We start from the raw sequence: 17757 nt of genomic DNA, 5'->3' as shown, positions 1-17757 counted from the left end.
GCCCTCCCAGTGTGGGATATCCTATTATCGCGATGGAGATTGCGTCAAGCCGCTCGCGATCAGCGCCAGCCCGCGTCGATCCAGTAATTGTGACCGGTGCAAAGCCGCGCGTCGTCCGAGGCGAGAAACAGCGCGAGCGCCGCCACGTCGACGGGATGGATGCGCCCGTCCAGGCATTGCGCGGCGACGATCTCCGCCTCGCCCTCTGGCGTATACCACTTCTCCTGCCGCGGCGTCTTGACGTTGCCGGGTACGATCGCATTGCAGCGGATGCCGTCGCGGCCCAGGTCGCGCGCCAGGCTGCGCGTCAGGCCCTCGATCGCCGCCTTCGCGGTCTGGTAGAGGATGAGTTCGTTCAGCGCGAGATGCCAGCTGATCGAACCGAAATTAAGGATCGCGCCGCCGCCGGCGGCACGCATCGCCGGTACGACCGCCTGCGCCGCGAAGAACTGATGGCGCAGATTGACGTTCATCCGGTCGTCCCAATAGGCCGGTGTCACGTCCGCGATCGTGTGCCGATCGTCGTTGCCGGCGTTGTTCACCAGCACGTCGCACCCGCCAAGCGCGTCGATCAGGGCGCCGAACACGGTCTTGAGGGCATCCAGATCCGTGAGGTCGAGCCTCCGGAACAGCGGCGCATGTGCGGCATCCGGCGCCAGGCGCTCGACCAGCGCCTCGCTGTCCGCCACGGCGACGTCGACGAAGGCGACCTTCGCGCCTTGGCCGACGAAGGCCTCGACCAGGCCCGCGCCGATACCCGATCCGCCGCCGGTAATGATGACGCGCTTGTCGCGCAGCGAAGGGTAAACGGCGCGCCGGTCGGCGGGGACGTCGGTCATGGGAAGGGCCTTTCGAAGGTCAGGCGGAAAGCATGCCGCGCGCGGCAAGGTTGCGCATCAGCGCCAGTGTACCGAACGTCCAGGGTTCGGCGTCCTTCGACGTCGTCACGCGATTGACGAGCTGGCCGAGGCCGGGGCTGGCGATCGTCACAACGTCGCCGGTCTTGTGGGTGAAGCCCCGGCCGGGCTCGTCCCGATCCTGCACCGGCGCGAACAATGTGCCGAGATACAGCACGAACCCATCGGGATATTGATGCTCGCTCAGTGCCTGACGCACGAGCTCGAGCGGATCGCGGCTGATCTCGCGCATCGAACTGTGCCCGTCGAGACGATAGCCGTCCGTGCCCTCGATCGTCAGCGTCACCTGCGCATCGCGGACATGGTCGATCGTGAAGCGGTCGTCGAACAGTCTCACGAACGGGCCGAGCGCAGCGGACGCGTTGTTGTCCTTGGCCTTGCCGAGCAGGAGCGCGGAGCGGCCCTCGAAGTCGCGCAGGTTGACGTCGTTGCCCAGACAGGCGCCGACCGCCCGTCCATCCGGCGCGACGAGAAGCGCCACCTCCGGCTCGGGGTTGTTCCAGCCGGAATCTGAGCGAATGCCGACATCCGCGCCCCATCCGACCGTGGCGAGGACGGGTGCCTTGGTGAAGATTTCCGCATCGGGGCCGATCGCGACTTCAAGATATTGCGACCACAGGCCTTCCTCGATCAGCGCGGCCTTGAGCGCGGACGCTTCCGCCGTCCCCGGCACGACCGAACGCAGCCCGCCGCCGACACGCTCCTCCAGCCGCGCGCGCAGGCCCGCGGCGGCGGATGCGTCCCCGCGCGCCCGCTCCTCGATTACCCGTTCGAGCGCGGAGGTCGCGAAGGTCACACCGGCCGCCTTGACGACCTGAAGGTCCACGGGGGCAAGGAGGCGTGGCACCGCCGTTGCGGCAAGCCCGAGCGCCGCCAGGTCACCGATCGCTTCGCCCGCGTCCGCGTCGAACGCGGCGGCGGCGACCAGTTGCGCCACAGTCGCCGCGACTCGGCTCATGTCGTAGACGACGCCGTCGCGGATCAGGACCGGGCAGGGGCCTTCGCCCCGATCGATCCGGCCGAGCCACAGACCGTCACGCCAGTCGGCGCCGAGCACCGTCGCCGGATCGAAATGCGTCTCCACCAAGCCCCTCCATGGTTGCGGTACCAAAGCCGCCTGAGGGTCTCGTAGAAGCCGGGCGCGACGGCATCAAGCGGCTTTGATGCGCAGGTTGGGCGGGCTCAGCCTTCGACCTGGTCCAGATAGGCTCCATAGCCCTGCGCCGCCATCTCGGCCTTCGGTACGAAACGCAACGCGGCCGAGTTGATGCAATAGCGCAGACCGCCGGTTTCGCGCGGGCCGTCGTTGAAGACGTGGCCGAGGTGGCTGTCCCCACCGGCCGACCGGACCTCGGTCCGCACCATGCCGTGGCTGGTGTCGCTCAGCTCGTTGACGCGCGCCTGCTCGATCGGCTTCGTGAAGCTCGGCCAGCCGCAGTGCGATTCATATTTGTCCGCGGAGGCGAACAGCGGCTCGCCGGACACCACGTCGACATAGATGCCGGGCGCCTTGTTGTAGAGATATTCGCCGGTCCCCGGCCGCTCCGTGCCGCTCTGCTGCGTCACGTAGAATTGCTCGGGCGTCAGCTTGGCGATCGCCTCATCGGTCTTGCGATAGCCGGTCATGTCGGCCTTTCGATCTGCGCCCGTCAGCTCAGCGGTGGCTGGCCGTTCGACGCGGACAGGCCGCCGTCGACGGGCAGGTTGACGCCGGTAATATAGTGCGCGTCCTCGCTGGCCAAAAAGGCGATGGCACCGGAAATGTCCGCAGGCTCGGCGCCGCGTCCCATCGGGATGCGCTCCTCGAACTTGGCGATGAGGTCGGGCTGCTCCTTCATCCCTGCGGTGAGGGCGGTGTAGGTCAGCGACGGATTGACGGCGTTGACGCGAACGCCGTTCTTCGCCTCGTCCATCGCCAGTGCGCGCGTGAAATTGGTCACCGCGCCCTTTGCGGCGCAATAGAAGCTGTGGTTCCAGTCGCCACCGATGCCGGAGACGGAGGAAATGTTGACGATACAGCCCTTGGCGGCACGCAATGCGGCGATCGCGGCGCGGGTCATGTGGACGACGCCGTAGAGATCGGTTTCGATCACCTTGGTGAATGCCTCGTCGCCGCCCTCGTCGACCTTGCCGAGATGATCGACACCCGCGTCATTGACCAGCACGTCGATCCGGCCGAACCTCTCCGTCGCGCGTGCGACGAGCGCCTTGCAGTCTTCGGCCCGGGACACGTCCATCTCCAGCGTCTCGACCGTCCCGCCCAGATCGGTGGCCAGTCTGGCAAGACCATCCGCGTCCTTGTCGCCAAGAACGAGCATGGCACCTTCCTGGGCGAAGCGCCGGGCGGCGCCTTCCCCGATGCCGGACGCCGCGCCCGTGATCACGATCACCTTTTCCGAAAACCGAGCCATGGCCTTGATACTCCTCACCGGCGAAGCGCGAGAACGGCCCGTCTGCGCGATAGTTGCGGGGGCGGCCGAGGCGCGGGAAACATTTGGTAATGGCCGGGCAACGACTTCAACCTAGGGTCACGCGGCAGTCCGCTGTTACGGCGGACATCCATTTCGGGGGGATGGATGGGCTATGATGAAATTTGCGACGCGTTCGACGCCGCTGCTGACCACGGCCATGGTGCTGTCGTGTGTGACCACGCCGGCGGCGGCGCAGACGGTCACGCCGCTCGCGGAGGCGCGGCTTCGCTGGGAGCATGTCGAGCAGCAAGGCCTCCCCCAGGATAGCGATGCCGTGACGGTACGGGTCCGGACGGGCGTGCAGGTCAGCGAGGGACGCTGGTCGGCCCTCGCACAGGCGCAGGGCAATCTGGCGATCGTGCCCCGCTATTTCGACGGCCTGCATGGCGCCGCGACGCTGCGTCCGCTGGTCGCGGACCCGCAGAGCATCGGGATCTATCGCGCGCAATTGCGCTATGCCGACCCGCGCCTGGCGGTGACCGCCGGCCGGCAGGTGATCCAGCTGGACGACGAGCGCTTCGTCGGGGCCGGCACGATCCGCAACAACGGCCAGAGCTTTGACGCAATACGGGTCGAATGGACCCCGGTCGCGAAGGTGAAGGCGGATGTGAGCTACGTCTGGTCCGTCCGTACCGTCAACGGCATCGACGGACGCGGCGCACGCCCGCGGTCGATCGGCGGCAACACCGTGCTGGCCAATCTGGGATGGGAGACGCCGATCGGGCGCCTGACCGGCTTTGCCTATCTCGTCGACGAGGACGAGGCGGCGGTGCAGGGCTACCGCTTGTCGAGCCAGACCTATGGCGGTCGCTTCGCCGGCACGCGGAAGGTGGGCGTGGCGAAGCTTTCGTATCAACTCAGCTACGCCCGCCAGTCGGACTATCACCGCAACCCGAACCGTTACACCGCCGATTACAAGCTCGCGGACGCCGGCCTCGATTTCGGCGGCCCGCGGGTCGGCGCGGGGTACGAAGTGCTCGGCGCGAGCGACGGAACGCCGCTGGCGAGCTTCCAGACGCCCTTGTCGTCAATCTTCAAGTTCCAGGGCTGGGCGGACAAGCTGACGACGACGCCGCCCGATGGCGTGCGCGACCTCTATGGCAGCGCCGGCTGGGGATGGCAGGCGATCGGGCCGGCGAAGGCGGTGTCGCTGACCGCCGTCTACCACCGCTTCGAAAGCGACCGGCTGATCCGGCATTACGGCAACGAGATCGATCTTCTCGCCACCGCCAAATTCGGTCGCACCACCGCGGCGGTGCGCTACGCGGACTATCGTGCCGACCGGCTCTTCACCGACACGCGCAAGATCTGGCTGCAGCTCGATTGGGCGCTCTGATCGCGGCGCTCACAGCAAGCGGAACAGCATCAGCGCAAGCCCCAGGATCGACACGGCCCAGACCAGGCTGCGGATATAGGGGATGCCGGCGAGATACAGCGGCAGGTAGACGATGCGCGCGCCGAACCAGGTCGCCGCGCCCACCGCGCCGAGTCCGCCGGTCTTGCCCGCCACCGCGAGGCCAAGTGCGAGCGCGAGGAACGCGGGATAGGTTTCCTGGAAGTTGGCGAGCGCCCGCGCAGCGCGTCCCGCGACCGGCCCCAATGGCTTGGCATCGCCGTCGCGGGGGCCGGCATTCCAGTCCATGCCCCGTTCGCGTGTCGCCGTCTGTCCCTGCACCATCACATAGACGAGGAGCAGGATGGTCGAGGCGCCGACCAGGGTGAGTTCGAGCGGCATGGCGGATCCTTTCGCGGCGGCGGCAGCGCGGCCCCGACGCCCGCCTGCCCCTGCCGTTCCTTACCGCAATCAGAGCCCGGAAAGAAGCTTCGTCGCCTCGTAGAACGCCGCGCCGATGAGGCCGGCGGCGGGCAGCGTCACCACCCAGGCGACGACGATCCGGCTTGCGACGTTCCAACGCACGGCCGAGAGCCGCCGTGCCGATCCGACGCCGACGATCGCACCGGTGATCGTGTGCGTCGAGGAGACGGGGATGCCGCCGATATTCGCCAGGAACAGGGTGATGGCGCCGCCGGTCTCGGCGCAGAATCCCTGCGCCGGCGTCAGCCGCGTGATCTTCGAGCCCATCGTGTGGACGATCTTCCAACCGCCCGACATCGTACCCAGCGCCATCGCGGCCTGGCAGGACAGCACCACCCACAAGGGGATGTTGAGGTCCTTGCCGACCATGCCCTGCGAATAGAGGAGCACGGTGATGATCCCCATCGTCTTCTGGGCGTCGTTGCCGCCGTGGCCGAGGCTGTAGAGCGCCGCCGAGACCAGCTGGAGCTTGCGGAAACGCTTGTCGACGCCCATCGGCGTCAGCCTCAGCGTGCTCCAGGCGACCGCCAGCACCAGCGCCAGCGCGAGGACGAGGCCCAGTGCCGGCGACAGGAAGATGGCCGCGACGGTCTTGATGACGCCCCACCACACGACGACGTCCAGGCCCGCCTTGGTCACGCCCGCCCCGATCAGCCCGCCGATCAGCGCGTGGCTGGACGAGGAGGGGATGCCGAGCCGCCAGGTGACGACGTTCCACACGATCGCACCCATCAGGGCGCCGAAGATCAGCTGCGGATCGATGATCTGCGCCTCGATGATCCCCTTGCCGACCGTCTTTGCGACGGCGTGGTCGAAGACCAGGAACGCGATGAAGTTGAAGAAGGCGGCCCACAGGACGGCATGATGCGGCTTGAGCACCCGCGTCGACACGACCGTGGCGATCGAGTTGGCCGCGTCGTGCAGGCCGTTCAGGAAGTCGAACAGCAGCGCCACGCCGATCAGCAGGACCAGCACGGTGAAGGAGATGGTCATCGCGCCAGCCTCAGGCGTGGTCGATCACGAGACCTTGGATCTCGTTTGCGATATCCTCGAACCGATCGGCGATCCGTTCCAGATGACTGTAGATCTCGCGGCCGACGATGAAGCGCATCGGCTGGTCGTTGCCGCACGCCTTGAACAGCGCCTTCAGGCCAGCGGCATGGAAGCCGTCGACGCGTCCCTCGATCGTGACCAGTTGCTCGGTCAAGGTGTGCAGCCGGGTCTGGTTGGCGTCGAGACGTCGCAGCAGCGGGATCGCCTCCGCCGTCACCCGCGCCGCCTCGACGGCAAGGTCCGCCATCGCGCGCATGTCGGGCGCGAATTCCGTCACCTCGTACAGGCCGATCGTGTTGGCGGTCTGGTTCATCTGATCGATCGAATCGTCCATCACGCCGATCAGATCGGTGATCGCGGAACGGTCGAACGGCGTCACGAAGATCCGGCGGACATCGCGCAGCACATCGCGCGTGATGTCGTCGGCCTCATGCTCCCGCCGCACGATTTCGGCGATATGCTCTGCGGTGGTGCCTTCGCCTGCGAACAGTCGCTGCAGCGCCTCGGCACCGGCGACGAGAGTCGCGGCATGCGCTTCGAACTGTTCGAAGAACCGCCCTTGCTTGGGCATAAGTGCCTGGAACCAGGCAACCATGGCGAGACCTTTCGTTGGGATGGCACGTCGTGGATAGGCGCGGCGGCGCATGGCCGCCAGCGGCCATCCGTGCAAGCCGAAAGTGCGCGATCGCTGGTGCCGTAACGGGAAGCCGCGGTTTGCCGCGGTGTGCGCGGGTCGATTTCCGTGGTCGCCGCGCGTCCCGCCGCGTCGGCACCCCGCCGGGCCCAGCCGATTCGCCGCACGCCTGACGTTCCGCCCTCGACAGCCGCGCCGGCAGCCGGCAGGGCAGCGCAATGTCGTTCGTCGCCACGCTTCGCAAGGCAACCGCTGCCGATCACGACGCGGTCGACGCGGGGTTCGGCGTGTTCCGATTGGACGATGCGACCGACTACGGGCTCTTCCTGGTCGCCCATGCCCAGGCCTTGCACGTGGTCGAAACGGCGTTGGCGGGGGATTCGACGCTCCCGGCCTGGCGACCCAGGGCGGCGTTGCTGGCGGCGGACCTCGCGGCGCTCGGCCTCGCGATGCCCGCGCCTGCGCCCGCGATCGCGCCGCCGGACGATCCCGACGGCCGCTGGGGGGCGCTCTATGTCATCGAAGGTTCGCGGCTCGGCGGGAGGGTGCTGGCCAAAACGGTGCCGTCCGCCTTGCCGACGGCCTATCTGGCGGCAGTGCACGAGCAAGGCGAGTGGCGCACGCTGCTCGCGGCGATCGACGCAAGGGGCGCGGCCTCCGACGACCGTGCGCGTGCCGCGATAATCCGGGGCGCTCGGCAAACGTTTGCACTTTTTGCGGCGGCCGCGCTGGCCGCCCATGCCGATAGGCACCGCTAAAATACTCAAAGCGGCGGTTTTGTCTTGTGACTCATCGACAGTTTTTAAACCGGCGTGCCAGTATCCTGCGGTATCGGGAGCAGCGGCCGCAGGAACGGACAGGTGAAGATCGCGAGCGTTACACGACATCTTGCGCTCATGCAGACCCGGATCATCGCCGCCGGATTGGGTCGGTTCGAGGGCGATGTCGATCGGTTTGCGATCTTCGCGCTGATCATGCGCGAAACCTTGCGCGGGGGATCGCGGACCAAGGGCATTTCTATGCATTCGATGGCGATATCGCTCTCGCGATCGTTCGAGACCGTGCGACGCCACGTCAAGGCCCTGATCAGCGCGGAATTGTGCGCACGGGTCCAGGGCGGCGTGGTCGTGCATCCGGATGTCTTCACCCGGCCCGACATCCAGCGGCTCATGACGCTGACGCATGACAGCTTCGTGGCCTTCGCGCAGGGACTGCGCGATGCGGGGGAGCTGCCGCCGATCCGTGCGGCCGCCGAAATCTACCTCCCGACCGCCGGCATCGGCGCGGCCGTCGACGTGATGCTCGGCACTGTCGAGAGCAATCGGGCGATCCACGGCAGCTGGCTGGACCTCGTGCTCTTCTCCACCATCCTGTGCGGCAACCTCGACCGGCAGGCGGCACTGTGCGACGCGCCGACCGATCCGAACGCCCGCATCCAGTTCAGCGGTGTCCATGCCATTCGGGCGAGCACCCTGACGCGCGTGCTGAATCTACCCGAAACGACGGTTCGCCGGCGTCTGACGCGGCTCAGCGCGGCGGGCGGACCGGTCCAGCGGCTACGCCAGGGGTTCGTGATCCATGCCGCGTGGATGAACAGGGAGGATGCGGTGGAGACAAGCGCCCGCACCGCCAGCACGGTTCGCCTGGCGCTCGCCGCCGCCGCGGTGCAGGGCTTTCCCTTCGACCGCATCGAGAGCGCCTATCTCGACGGGCCGCCGCCGCCGGTCGCCTTCGACAATCGGGTCGCTGCCTGCGCCCCGGCTCTATTCGCCGCCGGAAGCTGCGACAGGACACGCCGGCGCGACGATCAAGGCGAATCGATCGGTGCCGTCGCGATGCGGTTCTTGCCCGACCGCTTGGCGACGTAGAGCGCGGCGTCCGCGTCCCGCATCGCCTGGACCGGATCTCCATGCACTTCCGCCAGGCCGATCGAGATGCTCAGCGCGCCGATCGGCTTGCCCGTGTCGCGATTGACGAGCGATCGATCGGCTATGGCCGCGCGAACGGCATTCAGTTGCGCGCAGGCTTCGTCGAGGCTGCGGTCCGGGAACAGGCAGGCGAACTCTTCGCCGCCATGGCGGGCGACGGTGGCGCTGGTGCCGAGGTCCGATTCGAGCGCGCGGGCGACCAGCTTGAGCACCCGGTCGCCGGTGTCATGTCCGTGTCGGTCGTTGACCGCCTTGAAGTCGTCGATGTCACACAGGGCGACGCACCAGGGTCGGTCGTTCGCGGCGTCCGCCTCCGCGCGCGCACGCAATCGTACGTCGAACCCGCGTCGATTGATCAGACCGGTAAGATGGTCGCGTTCCGCGATCCGCTGCGCGCGATCCAGATTGTCGCGCAGCAGAGACGTCTCGCGGTGCGTTTCCTCCAGTTTCTCCGCCATCCGCCGCGAGGTAGCGACCGCCTGCACCGTCAGGTCGATCAGCCGGCCGATGGCATCGCCGTCATTGACCGCGATAAGCCGCGCCTCGCGGTCCAGCGCAATGCCGTAATCCTGCGCCGAGGCCCGGGATTGCCCGATCAGCGTCAGGCATCGGCCGAGTTGCGCCGCCAGCCCGTCCGCCATCTGCGCCACCGCCGCCGGACGGATCGTGCCGCTGCGATTCTCAGCCAGCGTCCGGATGAACGCCGCGTCCAGGCCCTGCGTGGTGCGCAGCTGCTCCTGAACCGCGAAGACCAGGGCGGAATCGCCGCCGCGCAGATAATCCAGGACCACGCCGAAGACGTCCGCGCTCAATGGCAGCCGATGGGTGAAGATGAAGTCGCCGACTTCCGCGTAGAGCGCAGCATCGCCGGCGCGGAAGGCATCGCCGAGGTGCGTCGACTGGAGGTCCGGCGCCGGCTGTCGCTCGCCCGGCGCGAGCCAGGAGGACAGTCTAAACCGCCGCCGTTGCTCGGCGTTCGGTATCGCATTCATGACGCGATCTCCTCTCGTTGGGCACGCGTCTCTTGGCGGAAAGCCGGATGGTCCATCGGCGTCGCGCGCGGCGCCCCGGTTGCGTGCCGCCCACGTCGCCGAGGGGCAGGCGAGGGCGCGTCCACGCGCCGCCTCTCGGGCCGATCCTCGCCGGTGACGGGATGGGCGCCGGCGCCGCGGAGAAGCATTGGTTTACGGTCCTTTGTCGGATCGATCTCGATGCTGGGGATCGATTGGCGCGGCATGTCGCGGTCGCAGGCATCCGACACCATGAGGCGCCTGCCGAATGGGGGCTGCAGCCACTTAGGGTGCCGCGGCCGGACGTACGGCCCCACTCGGGCCTGACTGCCCGGAATGTCGGGAACGCGCGGGGTGGGCGATGCAGCGGGCATGCGGCCGACATGGCCGTTCCGGATGAAGAATTGATCGACGTTTACTCAAAACGGCGACAAAGTCGCGAAATAAACCGAATCCGTTGTATTTTACTCGACGATCGGCGCGGTCATGATTGCGCGGACTCCCGGCGCATTGTCCAGATAGTCCAGCGTGCCGTTCAGACGCTGCACCATAGCCGCCATCATGCGGCTGCCGAACCCTTCACCCTTGCCCTTGCCGCGCCCTTCATCCGCCACGATCAGGCGGAGCAGCGCGCCATGCTGTTCGGTGGCGATCATCAGCGGACCCGGCGTCCCGCCATAGGCATATTTGCTCGCGTTGATGACCAGTTCGGTGAGGATGAGGCCGATGTTCACGGCTCGATCGGTCGGCACGAGCACCGGCGCCAGGTCCAGTCGGATCTGGGCGGCCCAATCGGCGCCCATCGACGTCCGCATGTCGGCGACGAGCTCATCGACGTAGCGGGACAGGTCGACGCTTTCGACCTGATCGTCGCGGTAGAGGCGGCGGTGGACGAGCGCGACCGCCGCCAGCCGGGCCTGCGCCTCCGCCAGATGCTCCGCCACCGCGCCGTCGCCCGCCGTCTTCGCCTGTAGCCGCAGGAAGGAGGCGACCAGCTGCAGGCTGTTCTGCACCCGGTGGTTGACCTCCTTCATCAGGACGTCCTTCTGCGCGATCAGCGCGTCCTTTTCGACGACCATGCGGTTGAGTTCGCGATTGAGGCCGCGCAGCTGCTGGCTGGTGCGTGCCTCGTGGAACCGGCGGCGCAGTCGATGCGCGGCCTCGATCTCTTCCAGCGACCAGCGGCGCGCATGCCCGCGTACCGTCTCGCTCCATGTCTCGAACGAGGCACGCGGCGTCAGCCGCTCGCCGGGAGCCAGCGAAAGCGCCTTGTGCGGGTTGCCGGCCCACTCGACCTTTGTGATCCGTTCGGCGCGGAGCCAGATCAACGTCGCATCTTCGTCGCGCAACGGTACGGCGATCATGCCGCTCGCGAGCGCGCGATGCTCCGCCATTGCGGGAAGATTCGCGCCGAGCTCGTGCGTGGTGACCGGCTCGCCGCCGCGCGACTGCGCCCAGCGGGCCAGCATCGACAGAATGGCGGGCGGGGGGCAGTGGCCGTCGGTCTCGATCGTCGTGCGCGTGACCATCGCGAAACCGTCGGCGTCCAGCATCGTGCGCAGGTCGCCCTTCACGACGCCGACGATCTCCGCCAGTGGAATGTCGCCCTGCAATTGCGGGACGACATTGTCCTCGACGGCGCGCAGGTTCAGTCGCTCGCGATAGGCGACCGCCTCCTGCTTGGCGCGGATCTGGCGCGCAAGCCCGCTCGCCAGCGTCGCCGCCGCGTTGCGCACGTCGGGGGAGAGCAGCCTGGGGGTCATGTTGTGGCAGGCGACGAGGCCCCAGAGCAGACCATCCTTGACGATCGAGATCGATGCCGATGCCTGCACGCCCATGTTGTGCAGATACTCGGTATGGATCGGCGACACGCTTCGCAGCGCAACGTCGCTGAGATCGATCCCCGCGAGCGCGGCGGGGCGGATCGGCTGCGGGACGTAGCCGGCGTCGGGAATCGCGCGCGTGCGGTTGCGGATATACAGCGCGCGGGCCTGGCGCGGTATGTCGCTCGCGGGGAAATGGTGGTTCAGGAAGCTGTGCAGACCTGGCACGCGATCCTCCGCGACCACGCAACCCGCCTCGTCATCGAGGAAGCGATAGATCATGACCCGGTCGAAGCCGGTCAGCACGCGAAACGCCTTGGCCGCGCGTTCGTACAGCGACGCCATGTCGGCGGCGCGTTCGAACCCCGCCGCCGTCGCGTCAAGCCAGGACAGGATCGACGTCGCGGTCGCCGCCTCGCGGCCGGTCGGCTCGAGTTCGACGAGCAGATGCCGCTCCCCCCGGTGCAGAGTCGCCACGAAGGTCTCGTCCATCCCGGCGATCACGGGCGGCACGGCAACGTCCGGACTGGTCGGCAGGACGGTGCCGAGCAGGGTCGCGACATCGCAGCCAAGCACGTCCGCGAGCGGTCGGCCCAGCCAGTCCGCCGCCAGTCGCTCTTCGATCGTACCGGCGCCCCCGACGATCTCGTGCGCGCCATCCGCCGCCGCGATCAACAACAACCCATGCGGTTGGATCGCGCCGGGGACATGGATCGGCTCGCGATCGCATGCGGTCAGGTCCTGTCGAATGTCGGTCGGGTCGGTGGCCATCGGGTCTCTTGCGATCGGAACGGAAATAATGGGCCGGGCAGGGGGCCTTTACAATGCGCGCAGCATTAATCTGCGTTAATAGGGCTAGTCATCGCTGGCTGTGTACGATTCCGCACAGGGCGGTGGACGTGGACGGACCCGCGCGCGTAATGGTCGCACCATCGCAGACGGGGCGTGACGGCCAAGCGTCTGATCCCATGCGGGATCGGCTCCGAGGCGCGCAACCGGCGTCGGGCACTCAATTCCTATGGCGGCGTTCCACGGTCCATGATCAAGCTCTTTCACGTCAGCGACGTTCACTTCGGTGCCGAGGACCCGGCGGCGCTCGCCTGGTTCGAGACGCGGGTTGCGGCGGAAAAGCCAGACGCCGTCGTCATGACCGGCGACCTGACGATGCGCGCGACCCGGCGTGAGTTCGAACGTGGCGGCGCGTGGCTCAAGGGGCTGGGCGTGCCCGTGACGCTAGAGGTCGGCAACCATGACATCCCCTATTACTGGGACCCGTTCCGGCGACTGCTCGCGCCCTATCAGCGCTATGCCGCCGTCGAGCGGATGATCGAGCACGAACTCGACCTCCCCGGCGTGACGGTCGTCCCGCTCAAGACCACCGCGCGCGCGCAGTGGCGGTGGAACTGGTCGAAGGGGCGCGTCAGCCGCGGCTCGCTGCGCCGCGCGCTCGCGCTGATCGCCGCGGCGCCAAAGGGCAACCTGATCCTCGTCGCCGCCCACCATCCCCTGATCGAGGGCGGGACGAAGGGCACCGCGAAGACCCGACACGGTGACAGCGCGCTCACCGCACTGGCCGCGGCGGGCGCGCATGCGGTGCTTAGCGGACACGTCCATGATCCGTTCGACGTGCCCATCGACCGCGGCGGGTGGATCGTGCGGATGATCGGCGCCGGCACGCTGTCGAAGCGGACCCGGAACTCGCCGGCCTCCTTCAACGAGATCCGCATCGACGGCGGCCGGTTCACCACCATCGCGCGACGCCAGGGCGACATACCGCCGGCGGTGATCACCGAGGATTCGGCAGTCGGACCGGCGCGAGAATAGGTTTGACGGCTCCGATCGCCGTCAGGGTCGCCGGGTGCGTCAGCACTCCACCACGTTGACCGCGAGGCCGCCGAGGCTCGTCTCCTTGTACTTGGTGCGCATGTCCTCGCCGGTCTGGCGCATCGTCTCGATGACCGCGTCGAGACTGACGACGTGGCTCCCGTCGCCTCGCAGTGCCAGATAGGCGGCGTTGATCGCCTTCACCGCGCCCATCGTATTGCGCTCGATGCAGGGGATCTGCACCAGTCCGCCGATCGGGTCGCAGGTGAGGCCCAGATTGTGCTCCATGCCGATTTCCGCGGCATTCTCGACCTGTCGGTTGCTGCCGCCGAGCACCGCCGCCAATGCGCCCGCGGCCATCGAGCAGGCGACGCCGACCTCGCCCTGGCAGCCCATTTCGGCTGCCGAGATCGACGCGCGTTTCTTGTAGAGCATGCCGATCGCCGCGGCGGTGTAGAGAAAGCGGCGCGCGCCTTCCGCGCTCGCGCCTTCGACCAGCGTCTCATAGAAGCGGAGCACGGCGGGCAACACGCCCGCCGCACCGTTGGTCGGTGCCGTGACGACGCGGCCGCCCGCGGCATTCTCCTCGTTCACCGCCAGCGCCCACAGGCTGACCCATTCGAACACCTCGGCCGGATTGCTGCCGGGGACGCATCCCGTCAGCGCCCGTTCGATCGCCCGCGCGCGGCGCCGGACGCGCAGCCCGCCCGGCAATTCCCCTTCCTGCGCGATGCCCCGGTCGATGCAGGCGCTCATCGCGGCGCGGACCTCGTCGAGGAAGGCATCCGCCTCTTCGGGGCTACGCCATGCCTCTTCGTTGGCGCGGACCATGTCAGCGATCGACAAGCCGGTCTCATCGCCGCGCGCGAGCAGTTCCGCGCTGGAGGAAAAGGGATGGCGTACCGCGACATTGTGCGACGGCAGGGGCGCGCCCTTGCGCAGGATCGCGCCGCCGCCGATCGAGAAATAGGTCTCCGCATAACCGGTGCCGTCGGCAAGGCGCGCGGTGAAGGTCAGCCCGTTGGGATGCTCGGCGAGGAAATCGCGCGGGTGGAAGACCACGTCCGCCGCCTCGGAAAACGGCAGCGCGCGTGCTCCCGCCAGCACAAGGCGCCCCATGTCGCGTATGCCGGCCAGGATCGCCGGTGCCGCATCGGGGTCGAGCCGTTCCGGCTCCCAGCCGGCGAGGCCCAGGATGACCGCGGTGTCGGTCGCATGGCCGCGCCCGGTCAGCGCGAGACTGCCATAGAGGTCGCAGGTGATGCCGACCGGCGGCAGGTCCTGCGCCAGCGCGCGCTGCGCGAAGTCAAAGGCGGCGCGCATTGGCCCGACGGTATGCGAGCTCGACGGCCCGATGCCGATGGTGAACAGTTCCGCCACGCTGATCGGGCGTGCGGCGCCGCGATCCAGCGCGGCCGTCGGTGGTTGCAACTGCATGCCCTCTCCCCGCCGGCGGTGCCGGCTCGTCTCGCATGCCCCATCTGTCCCTTGCGCCTGAGATCGCTATCCCGTCGGCGGACGCAGGCAGAGACCGCGCCACTCTCCAGATGTCCGTCGTCGCGTTGGTCCTTCTGCCTGAGAGTTTCCGGGGCGGTTGCTCCTTCGGCGCCGGGGCAGGCCCGGTCTCTCCCTTCGCGACACGCGCGGCTATCGGGGAGGGGGCGGGCCGGGTCAAGCGGCGATGGCGGCGCGCGACGGCGGGTCGAGGGTGATGCCGGCCGCCGCCGCCGCGCGCGTCGCCGCGACGTATCCGGCCGCGAGCATCACCGCGCACAGCCAGCCGACCAGCAGTGCGTCCGCCAGCAGCACCGGCCACAGCAAAGCCCGGCCGGCGAAGATCGCCGCCGCGCCCAGGATATAATGCGGGATCATCAGCGGCAGGATCGTCGCGAGCATCAGCGCGACGGTAAACGGCAGCTGGCGCATCATCAGGCGTGCCGAGGCGACCGGGCCGATCGCGGTGTTGCCCAGCGCCGCCGCCACCGTCCAGGCGGGCACCAGTCCGCTGATCACCTGTCCGATCGCGAATCCCGCCAGCAGCACCCCGACCGTCGAGGGCAGGACGAACAGCTGAAGCGCGCTGAGCGCGGCGTGGAAGGCCACGACGCCCGCGTAGAGCACGGCTGCGCGCGGATCCACGCGTGCCGCCGCGCGCGGGTCGCGCCAGGCGAGGAAGCGGGTGATCCAATATCCCGGCACGATCAGCGACAGCACCTTCATCATCCCGAATGCGAGGCGCAGCGGATGATGCTCGGTGGCCTTAGCAGCCGCGATGCCGTCGTACATGCCGATATGCACCTCGACGACATGCTGCACCATCTCGAAGACGACCGGGACGAGCGCGAGCAGGGGGCACGCGATCAGGAAGGCGATGCTGCCGCGATAGGTGTCGGCAAAGGCTTTCGCGAAGGTCATGCATCGTCTCCATCGGGAAGGAAGGTCAGGATGTCGCCCGGCTGGCAGGCGAGCGCGGCACAGATCGCCTCCAGCGTCGAAAAGCGGATCGCCTTCGCCTTGCCGGTCTTGAGGATCGACAGATTGGCGAGCGTGATGTCGACGCGTTCGCTCAGTTCGGTCAGCGTCATGCGCCGCGCATGCAGCATGTCGTCGAGATGGACGCGGACCGGCATCAGACGGTGCCGTCCAGGTCTTCGCGCATCGCCGCGCCGCGCTCGAAGACCTGGGCGAGGACGAAGGCGATCAGCACCCCCAGCCAGCCGGTGAAGCTCGGCTGCCAGCTTGCATAATCGATGTGCAGCAGCTTCGCGACGAGGCGGGTCGCGCCGAAGGCCAGATCCGCCACCTGGATGGTCAGCAGCATCCAGCCGATCGTCCGAAGGCGCGCGGCATTGGCGCGCACGAACGGGTCGCCCTCGGCGACCGTGCCGAGGATGGCGCGCAACGCCGCCAGCAGGCGCTCGACGACCCAGCAGATCGGCAGGCCCAGTAGCAACGTCACGCGAACGAACAGGACGACCGTCACGGTATCGACGGCGCCGCCATATTTGCGCGCCAGCGCATCTTGGACCAGCTCCAAGCCCGGCAGCGTCGCGCACAATATCGCGAGGAAAAACACCGCGATCGCCAAATTGGCGATCCGAAAGGCCTGAACGATGCGGGTCGAAAGCGACAGCAGGCGGGGCTGGGACACGTGGGGCATGGCAATCCTCCGACGGCAGAGGATAGCGGCATATTGAATAACGGCAATAGAATTATCGAAAAACAATAAATATGCGACTGGACTGCGATCTTGTTGCGCGGCAGCGGAGCCGCCTCTCACGCTTCCGGACGGCTTTCACACCGTATTCCCGATGGACGGCCGGGCGGGGGTGGGGGCCGGCATCGCCCCTATCCGGCCTTGCTGGATCGCACGCTAGGCAGCGAGCAAACCTCGGGAAGCGCCAGCGTGCCCAACTGCGCCGCCGTTATCGCGCGATCCCAGGCGCCAAGCGAGCGCCAGCAGGAAGGCGGCCCCCACGCCCGCGGTCGCGCTGATCGGGGCGATCGGCACATTGGTCAGCGAAAGGACCAGGCGATCCCATACGGCCGTGCGGCCGATCGTCTCGAAGCCGATCAGCTGGGCTGCCGTCGCGGCCGCCGCGAAGCCGAACGGCCCGCGCCCGCCACGCCGCCGGCCGGCGAGCCACAGGGCGAGAAGCAGCGTGACACCTTCGGCAAGGTCGAACGACAGTCGGAAGCCCGCGAAGCCTGCCGCGCCACCATGCGGGAAACCGGGCAATGCGGGAAACAGGCGTCCGATGATCGGCGGCAACACCAGCAGCGCGGTCGCCAGCATCGCGGCGGCATGGACCTCCACCCGCCTCCGCCGGAGAAAGGCATAGGCGACCAGAAGGAGGACGGACGGGCCGGCGATCATGTCGGCGATGACGAGCCGGGCGCCGAATGCGCTGTGGAAGGGATCTGCGTGACTCCGCCACAACCATGCCATGCCCTGCAACGCCAGCGGACCCGCGGCGGCGAACAGCGGCACCACCATGAAGGTCGCCAGGCCCGCGCGGCGATGCCATGCCACCGCGCGCGCGTGGATCGACCAGCTCTGCAGCGTCAGCAGGATCAGCCACGCCGTCGCGGTGATGCCATGGGCATGCAGGGCGAAGGGCGCGTCGGCCAACTGCCCGAAATAGCCCGGCCAGAACGCGAGCGCGATCAACGGAAAAAGGGTCAGCAACCAGCGGTAGGCGCGACGATATGGCATCTCTTCTCCCCCCGAAGAAAGACGCCCGTACGATAACACAGCTGGTATCGACGGCCAAATTGCCG

17 protein-coding genes, 1 pseudogene and 1 riboswitch are annotated in these 17757 nt (G+C 68.0%); of the genes and pseudogenes, 4 read left to right on the top strand and 14 right to left on the bottom strand.

The annotated features are described in order from the left end of the window. Positions 1-59 precede the first annotated feature (59 nt). From xylB to budC, 4 genes are all read right to left on the bottom strand, one after another. Positions 60-839 carry a D-xylose 1-dehydrogenase gene (gene xylB, locus IQ292_RS06865; RefSeq protein ID WP_203309571.1) on the bottom strand — a complete coding sequence of 260 codons (780 nt, stop codon included), beginning with the start codon at positions 837-839 and terminating at the stop codon, positions 60-62. 19 nt (positions 840-858) lie between these two features. After that, positions 859-2001 (bottom strand): fumarylacetoacetate hydrolase family protein, encoded by a 1143-nt coding sequence (locus IQ292_RS06860; RefSeq protein ID WP_338057600.1) that lies wholly within the window; start codon positions 1999-2001, stop codon positions 859-861. Positions 2002-2099: 98 nt separating this feature from the next. Continuing rightward, positions 2100-2543: a peptide-methionine (R)-S-oxide reductase MsrB gene (msrB, locus tag IQ292_RS06855; protein WP_203309570.1), complete on the bottom strand. Its 444-nt coding sequence runs from the start codon at positions 2541-2543 to the stop codon at positions 2100-2102. A gap of 23 nt (positions 2544-2566) precedes the next feature. Next, a complete protein-coding gene (gene budC / locus IQ292_RS06850) occupies positions 2567-3328 on the bottom strand; it encodes a meso-2,3-butanediol dehydrogenase (protein ID WP_203309569.1) in 762 nt (253 codons plus the stop codon). A gap of 172 nt (positions 3329-3500) precedes the next feature. Here budC and IQ292_RS06845 point away from each other — a divergent pair, with 172 nt between their 5' ends. Beyond that, positions 3501-4724 carry a hypothetical protein gene (locus tag IQ292_RS06845; protein ID WP_420853659.1) on the top strand — a complete coding sequence of 408 codons (1224 nt, stop codon included), beginning with the start codon at positions 3501-3503 and terminating at the stop codon, positions 4722-4724. A 9-nt stretch (positions 4725-4733) separates the two neighbouring features. On the opposite strand, the gene IQ292_RS06840 is transcribed toward IQ292_RS06845, so the two are convergent. The 3 genes and pseudogenes from IQ292_RS06840 to IQ292_RS06830 all read right to left on the bottom strand — a co-directional run. After that, positions 4734-5123 (bottom strand): MAPEG family protein, encoded by a 390-nt coding sequence (locus IQ292_RS06840; RefSeq protein WP_203309568.1) that lies wholly within the window; start codon positions 5121-5123, stop codon positions 4734-4736. A gap of 69 nt (positions 5124-5192) precedes the next feature. After that, positions 5193-6197 (bottom strand): inorganic phosphate transporter, encoded by a 1005-nt coding sequence (locus IQ292_RS06835; protein WP_203309567.1) that lies wholly within the window; start codon positions 6195-6197, stop codon positions 5193-5195. Positions 6198-6207: 10 nt separating this feature from the next. Beyond that, a pseudogene (locus tag IQ292_RS06830) lies at positions 6208-6852 on the bottom strand (DUF47 domain-containing protein); the annotation flags it as partial. Between the two features lie 257 nt (positions 6853-7109). On the opposite strand from IQ292_RS06830, the gene IQ292_RS06825 reads away from it, so the two are divergent. Both IQ292_RS06825 and IQ292_RS06820 read left to right on the top strand, forming a co-directional pair. After that, on the top strand, positions 7110-7649 hold the full coding sequence (locus tag IQ292_RS06825; protein WP_203309565.1) for a biliverdin-producing heme oxygenase: 540 nt from the start codon (positions 7110-7112) through the stop codon (positions 7647-7649). Between the two features lie 138 nt (positions 7650-7787). Further along, positions 7788-8759 carry a hypothetical protein gene (locus tag IQ292_RS06820; RefSeq protein ID WP_203309564.1) on the top strand — a complete coding sequence of 324 codons (972 nt, stop codon included), beginning with the start codon at positions 7788-7790 and terminating at the stop codon, positions 8757-8759. Here the strand turns inward: IQ292_RS06820 and IQ292_RS06815 are convergent. Beyond that, positions 8699-9811, bottom strand: a complete 1113-nt coding sequence (locus IQ292_RS06815) for a GGDEF domain-containing protein (protein WP_203309563.1) — start codon at positions 9809-9811, stop codon at positions 8699-8701. The two genes, IQ292_RS06820 and IQ292_RS06815, sit on opposite strands and share 61 nt — an antisense overlap. Positions 9812-10293: 482 nt before the next feature. Further along, complete coding sequence (locus IQ292_RS06810; RefSeq protein ID WP_203309562.1) at positions 10294-12423, bottom strand: histidine kinase dimerization/phosphoacceptor domain -containing protein; 2130 nt, start codon at positions 12421-12423, stop codon at positions 10294-10296. Positions 12424-12690: 267 nt separating this feature from the next. Here IQ292_RS06810 and IQ292_RS06805 point away from each other — a divergent pair, with 267 nt between their 5' ends. Then, positions 12691-13476, top strand: a complete 786-nt coding sequence (locus tag IQ292_RS06805; protein ID WP_203309561.1) for a metallophosphoesterase family protein — start codon at positions 12691-12693, stop codon at positions 13474-13476. Positions 13477-13515: 39 nt separating this feature from the next. Here the strand turns inward: IQ292_RS06805 and IQ292_RS06800 are convergent, their stop codons facing one another. The 5 genes from IQ292_RS06800 to IQ292_RS06780 form a co-directional block, all read right to left on the bottom strand. Beyond that, complete coding sequence (locus tag IQ292_RS06800; protein ID WP_203309560.1) at positions 13516-14913, bottom strand: L-serine ammonia-lyase; 1398 nt, start codon at positions 14911-14913, stop codon at positions 13516-13518. A gap of 116 nt (positions 14914-15029) precedes the next feature. Beyond that, positions 15030-15118: riboswitch (glycine riboswitch) on the bottom strand. Positions 15119-15147: 29 nt separating this feature from the next. Continuing rightward, on the bottom strand, positions 15148-15891 hold the full coding sequence (locus IQ292_RS06795) for a hypothetical protein (RefSeq protein WP_203309559.1): 744 nt from the start codon (positions 15889-15891) through the stop codon (positions 15148-15150). After that, positions 15888-16106 carry a helix-turn-helix domain-containing protein gene (locus tag IQ292_RS06790; protein ID WP_203309558.1) on the bottom strand — a complete coding sequence of 73 codons (219 nt, stop codon included), beginning with the start codon at positions 16104-16106 and terminating at the stop codon, positions 15888-15890. The genes IQ292_RS06795 and IQ292_RS06790 overlap by 4 nt, the downstream gene beginning before the upstream one ends. Beyond that, positions 16106-16636, bottom strand: a complete 531-nt coding sequence (locus IQ292_RS06785) for a DUF2975 domain-containing protein (RefSeq protein WP_203309557.1) — start codon at positions 16634-16636, stop codon at positions 16106-16108. The genes IQ292_RS06790 and IQ292_RS06785 overlap by 1 nt, the downstream gene beginning before the upstream one ends. A gap of 213 nt (positions 16637-16849) precedes the next feature. After that, positions 16850-17692, bottom strand: coding sequence for a hypothetical protein (locus tag IQ292_RS06780; RefSeq protein ID WP_203309556.1), 843 nt, complete (start codon positions 17690-17692; stop codon positions 16850-16852). Positions 17693-17757: the final 65 nt, after the last annotated feature.

This window comes from Sphingomonas beigongshangi (genome assembly GCF_016820445.1).
GTDB classification, from domain to species: domain Bacteria; phylum Pseudomonadota; class Alphaproteobacteria; order Sphingomonadales; family Sphingomonadaceae; genus Sphingomonas; species Sphingomonas beigongshangi.
Note: the sequence above shows the minus strand (reverse complement) of the source record. Positions and strands in the feature narration are given on the sequence as shown.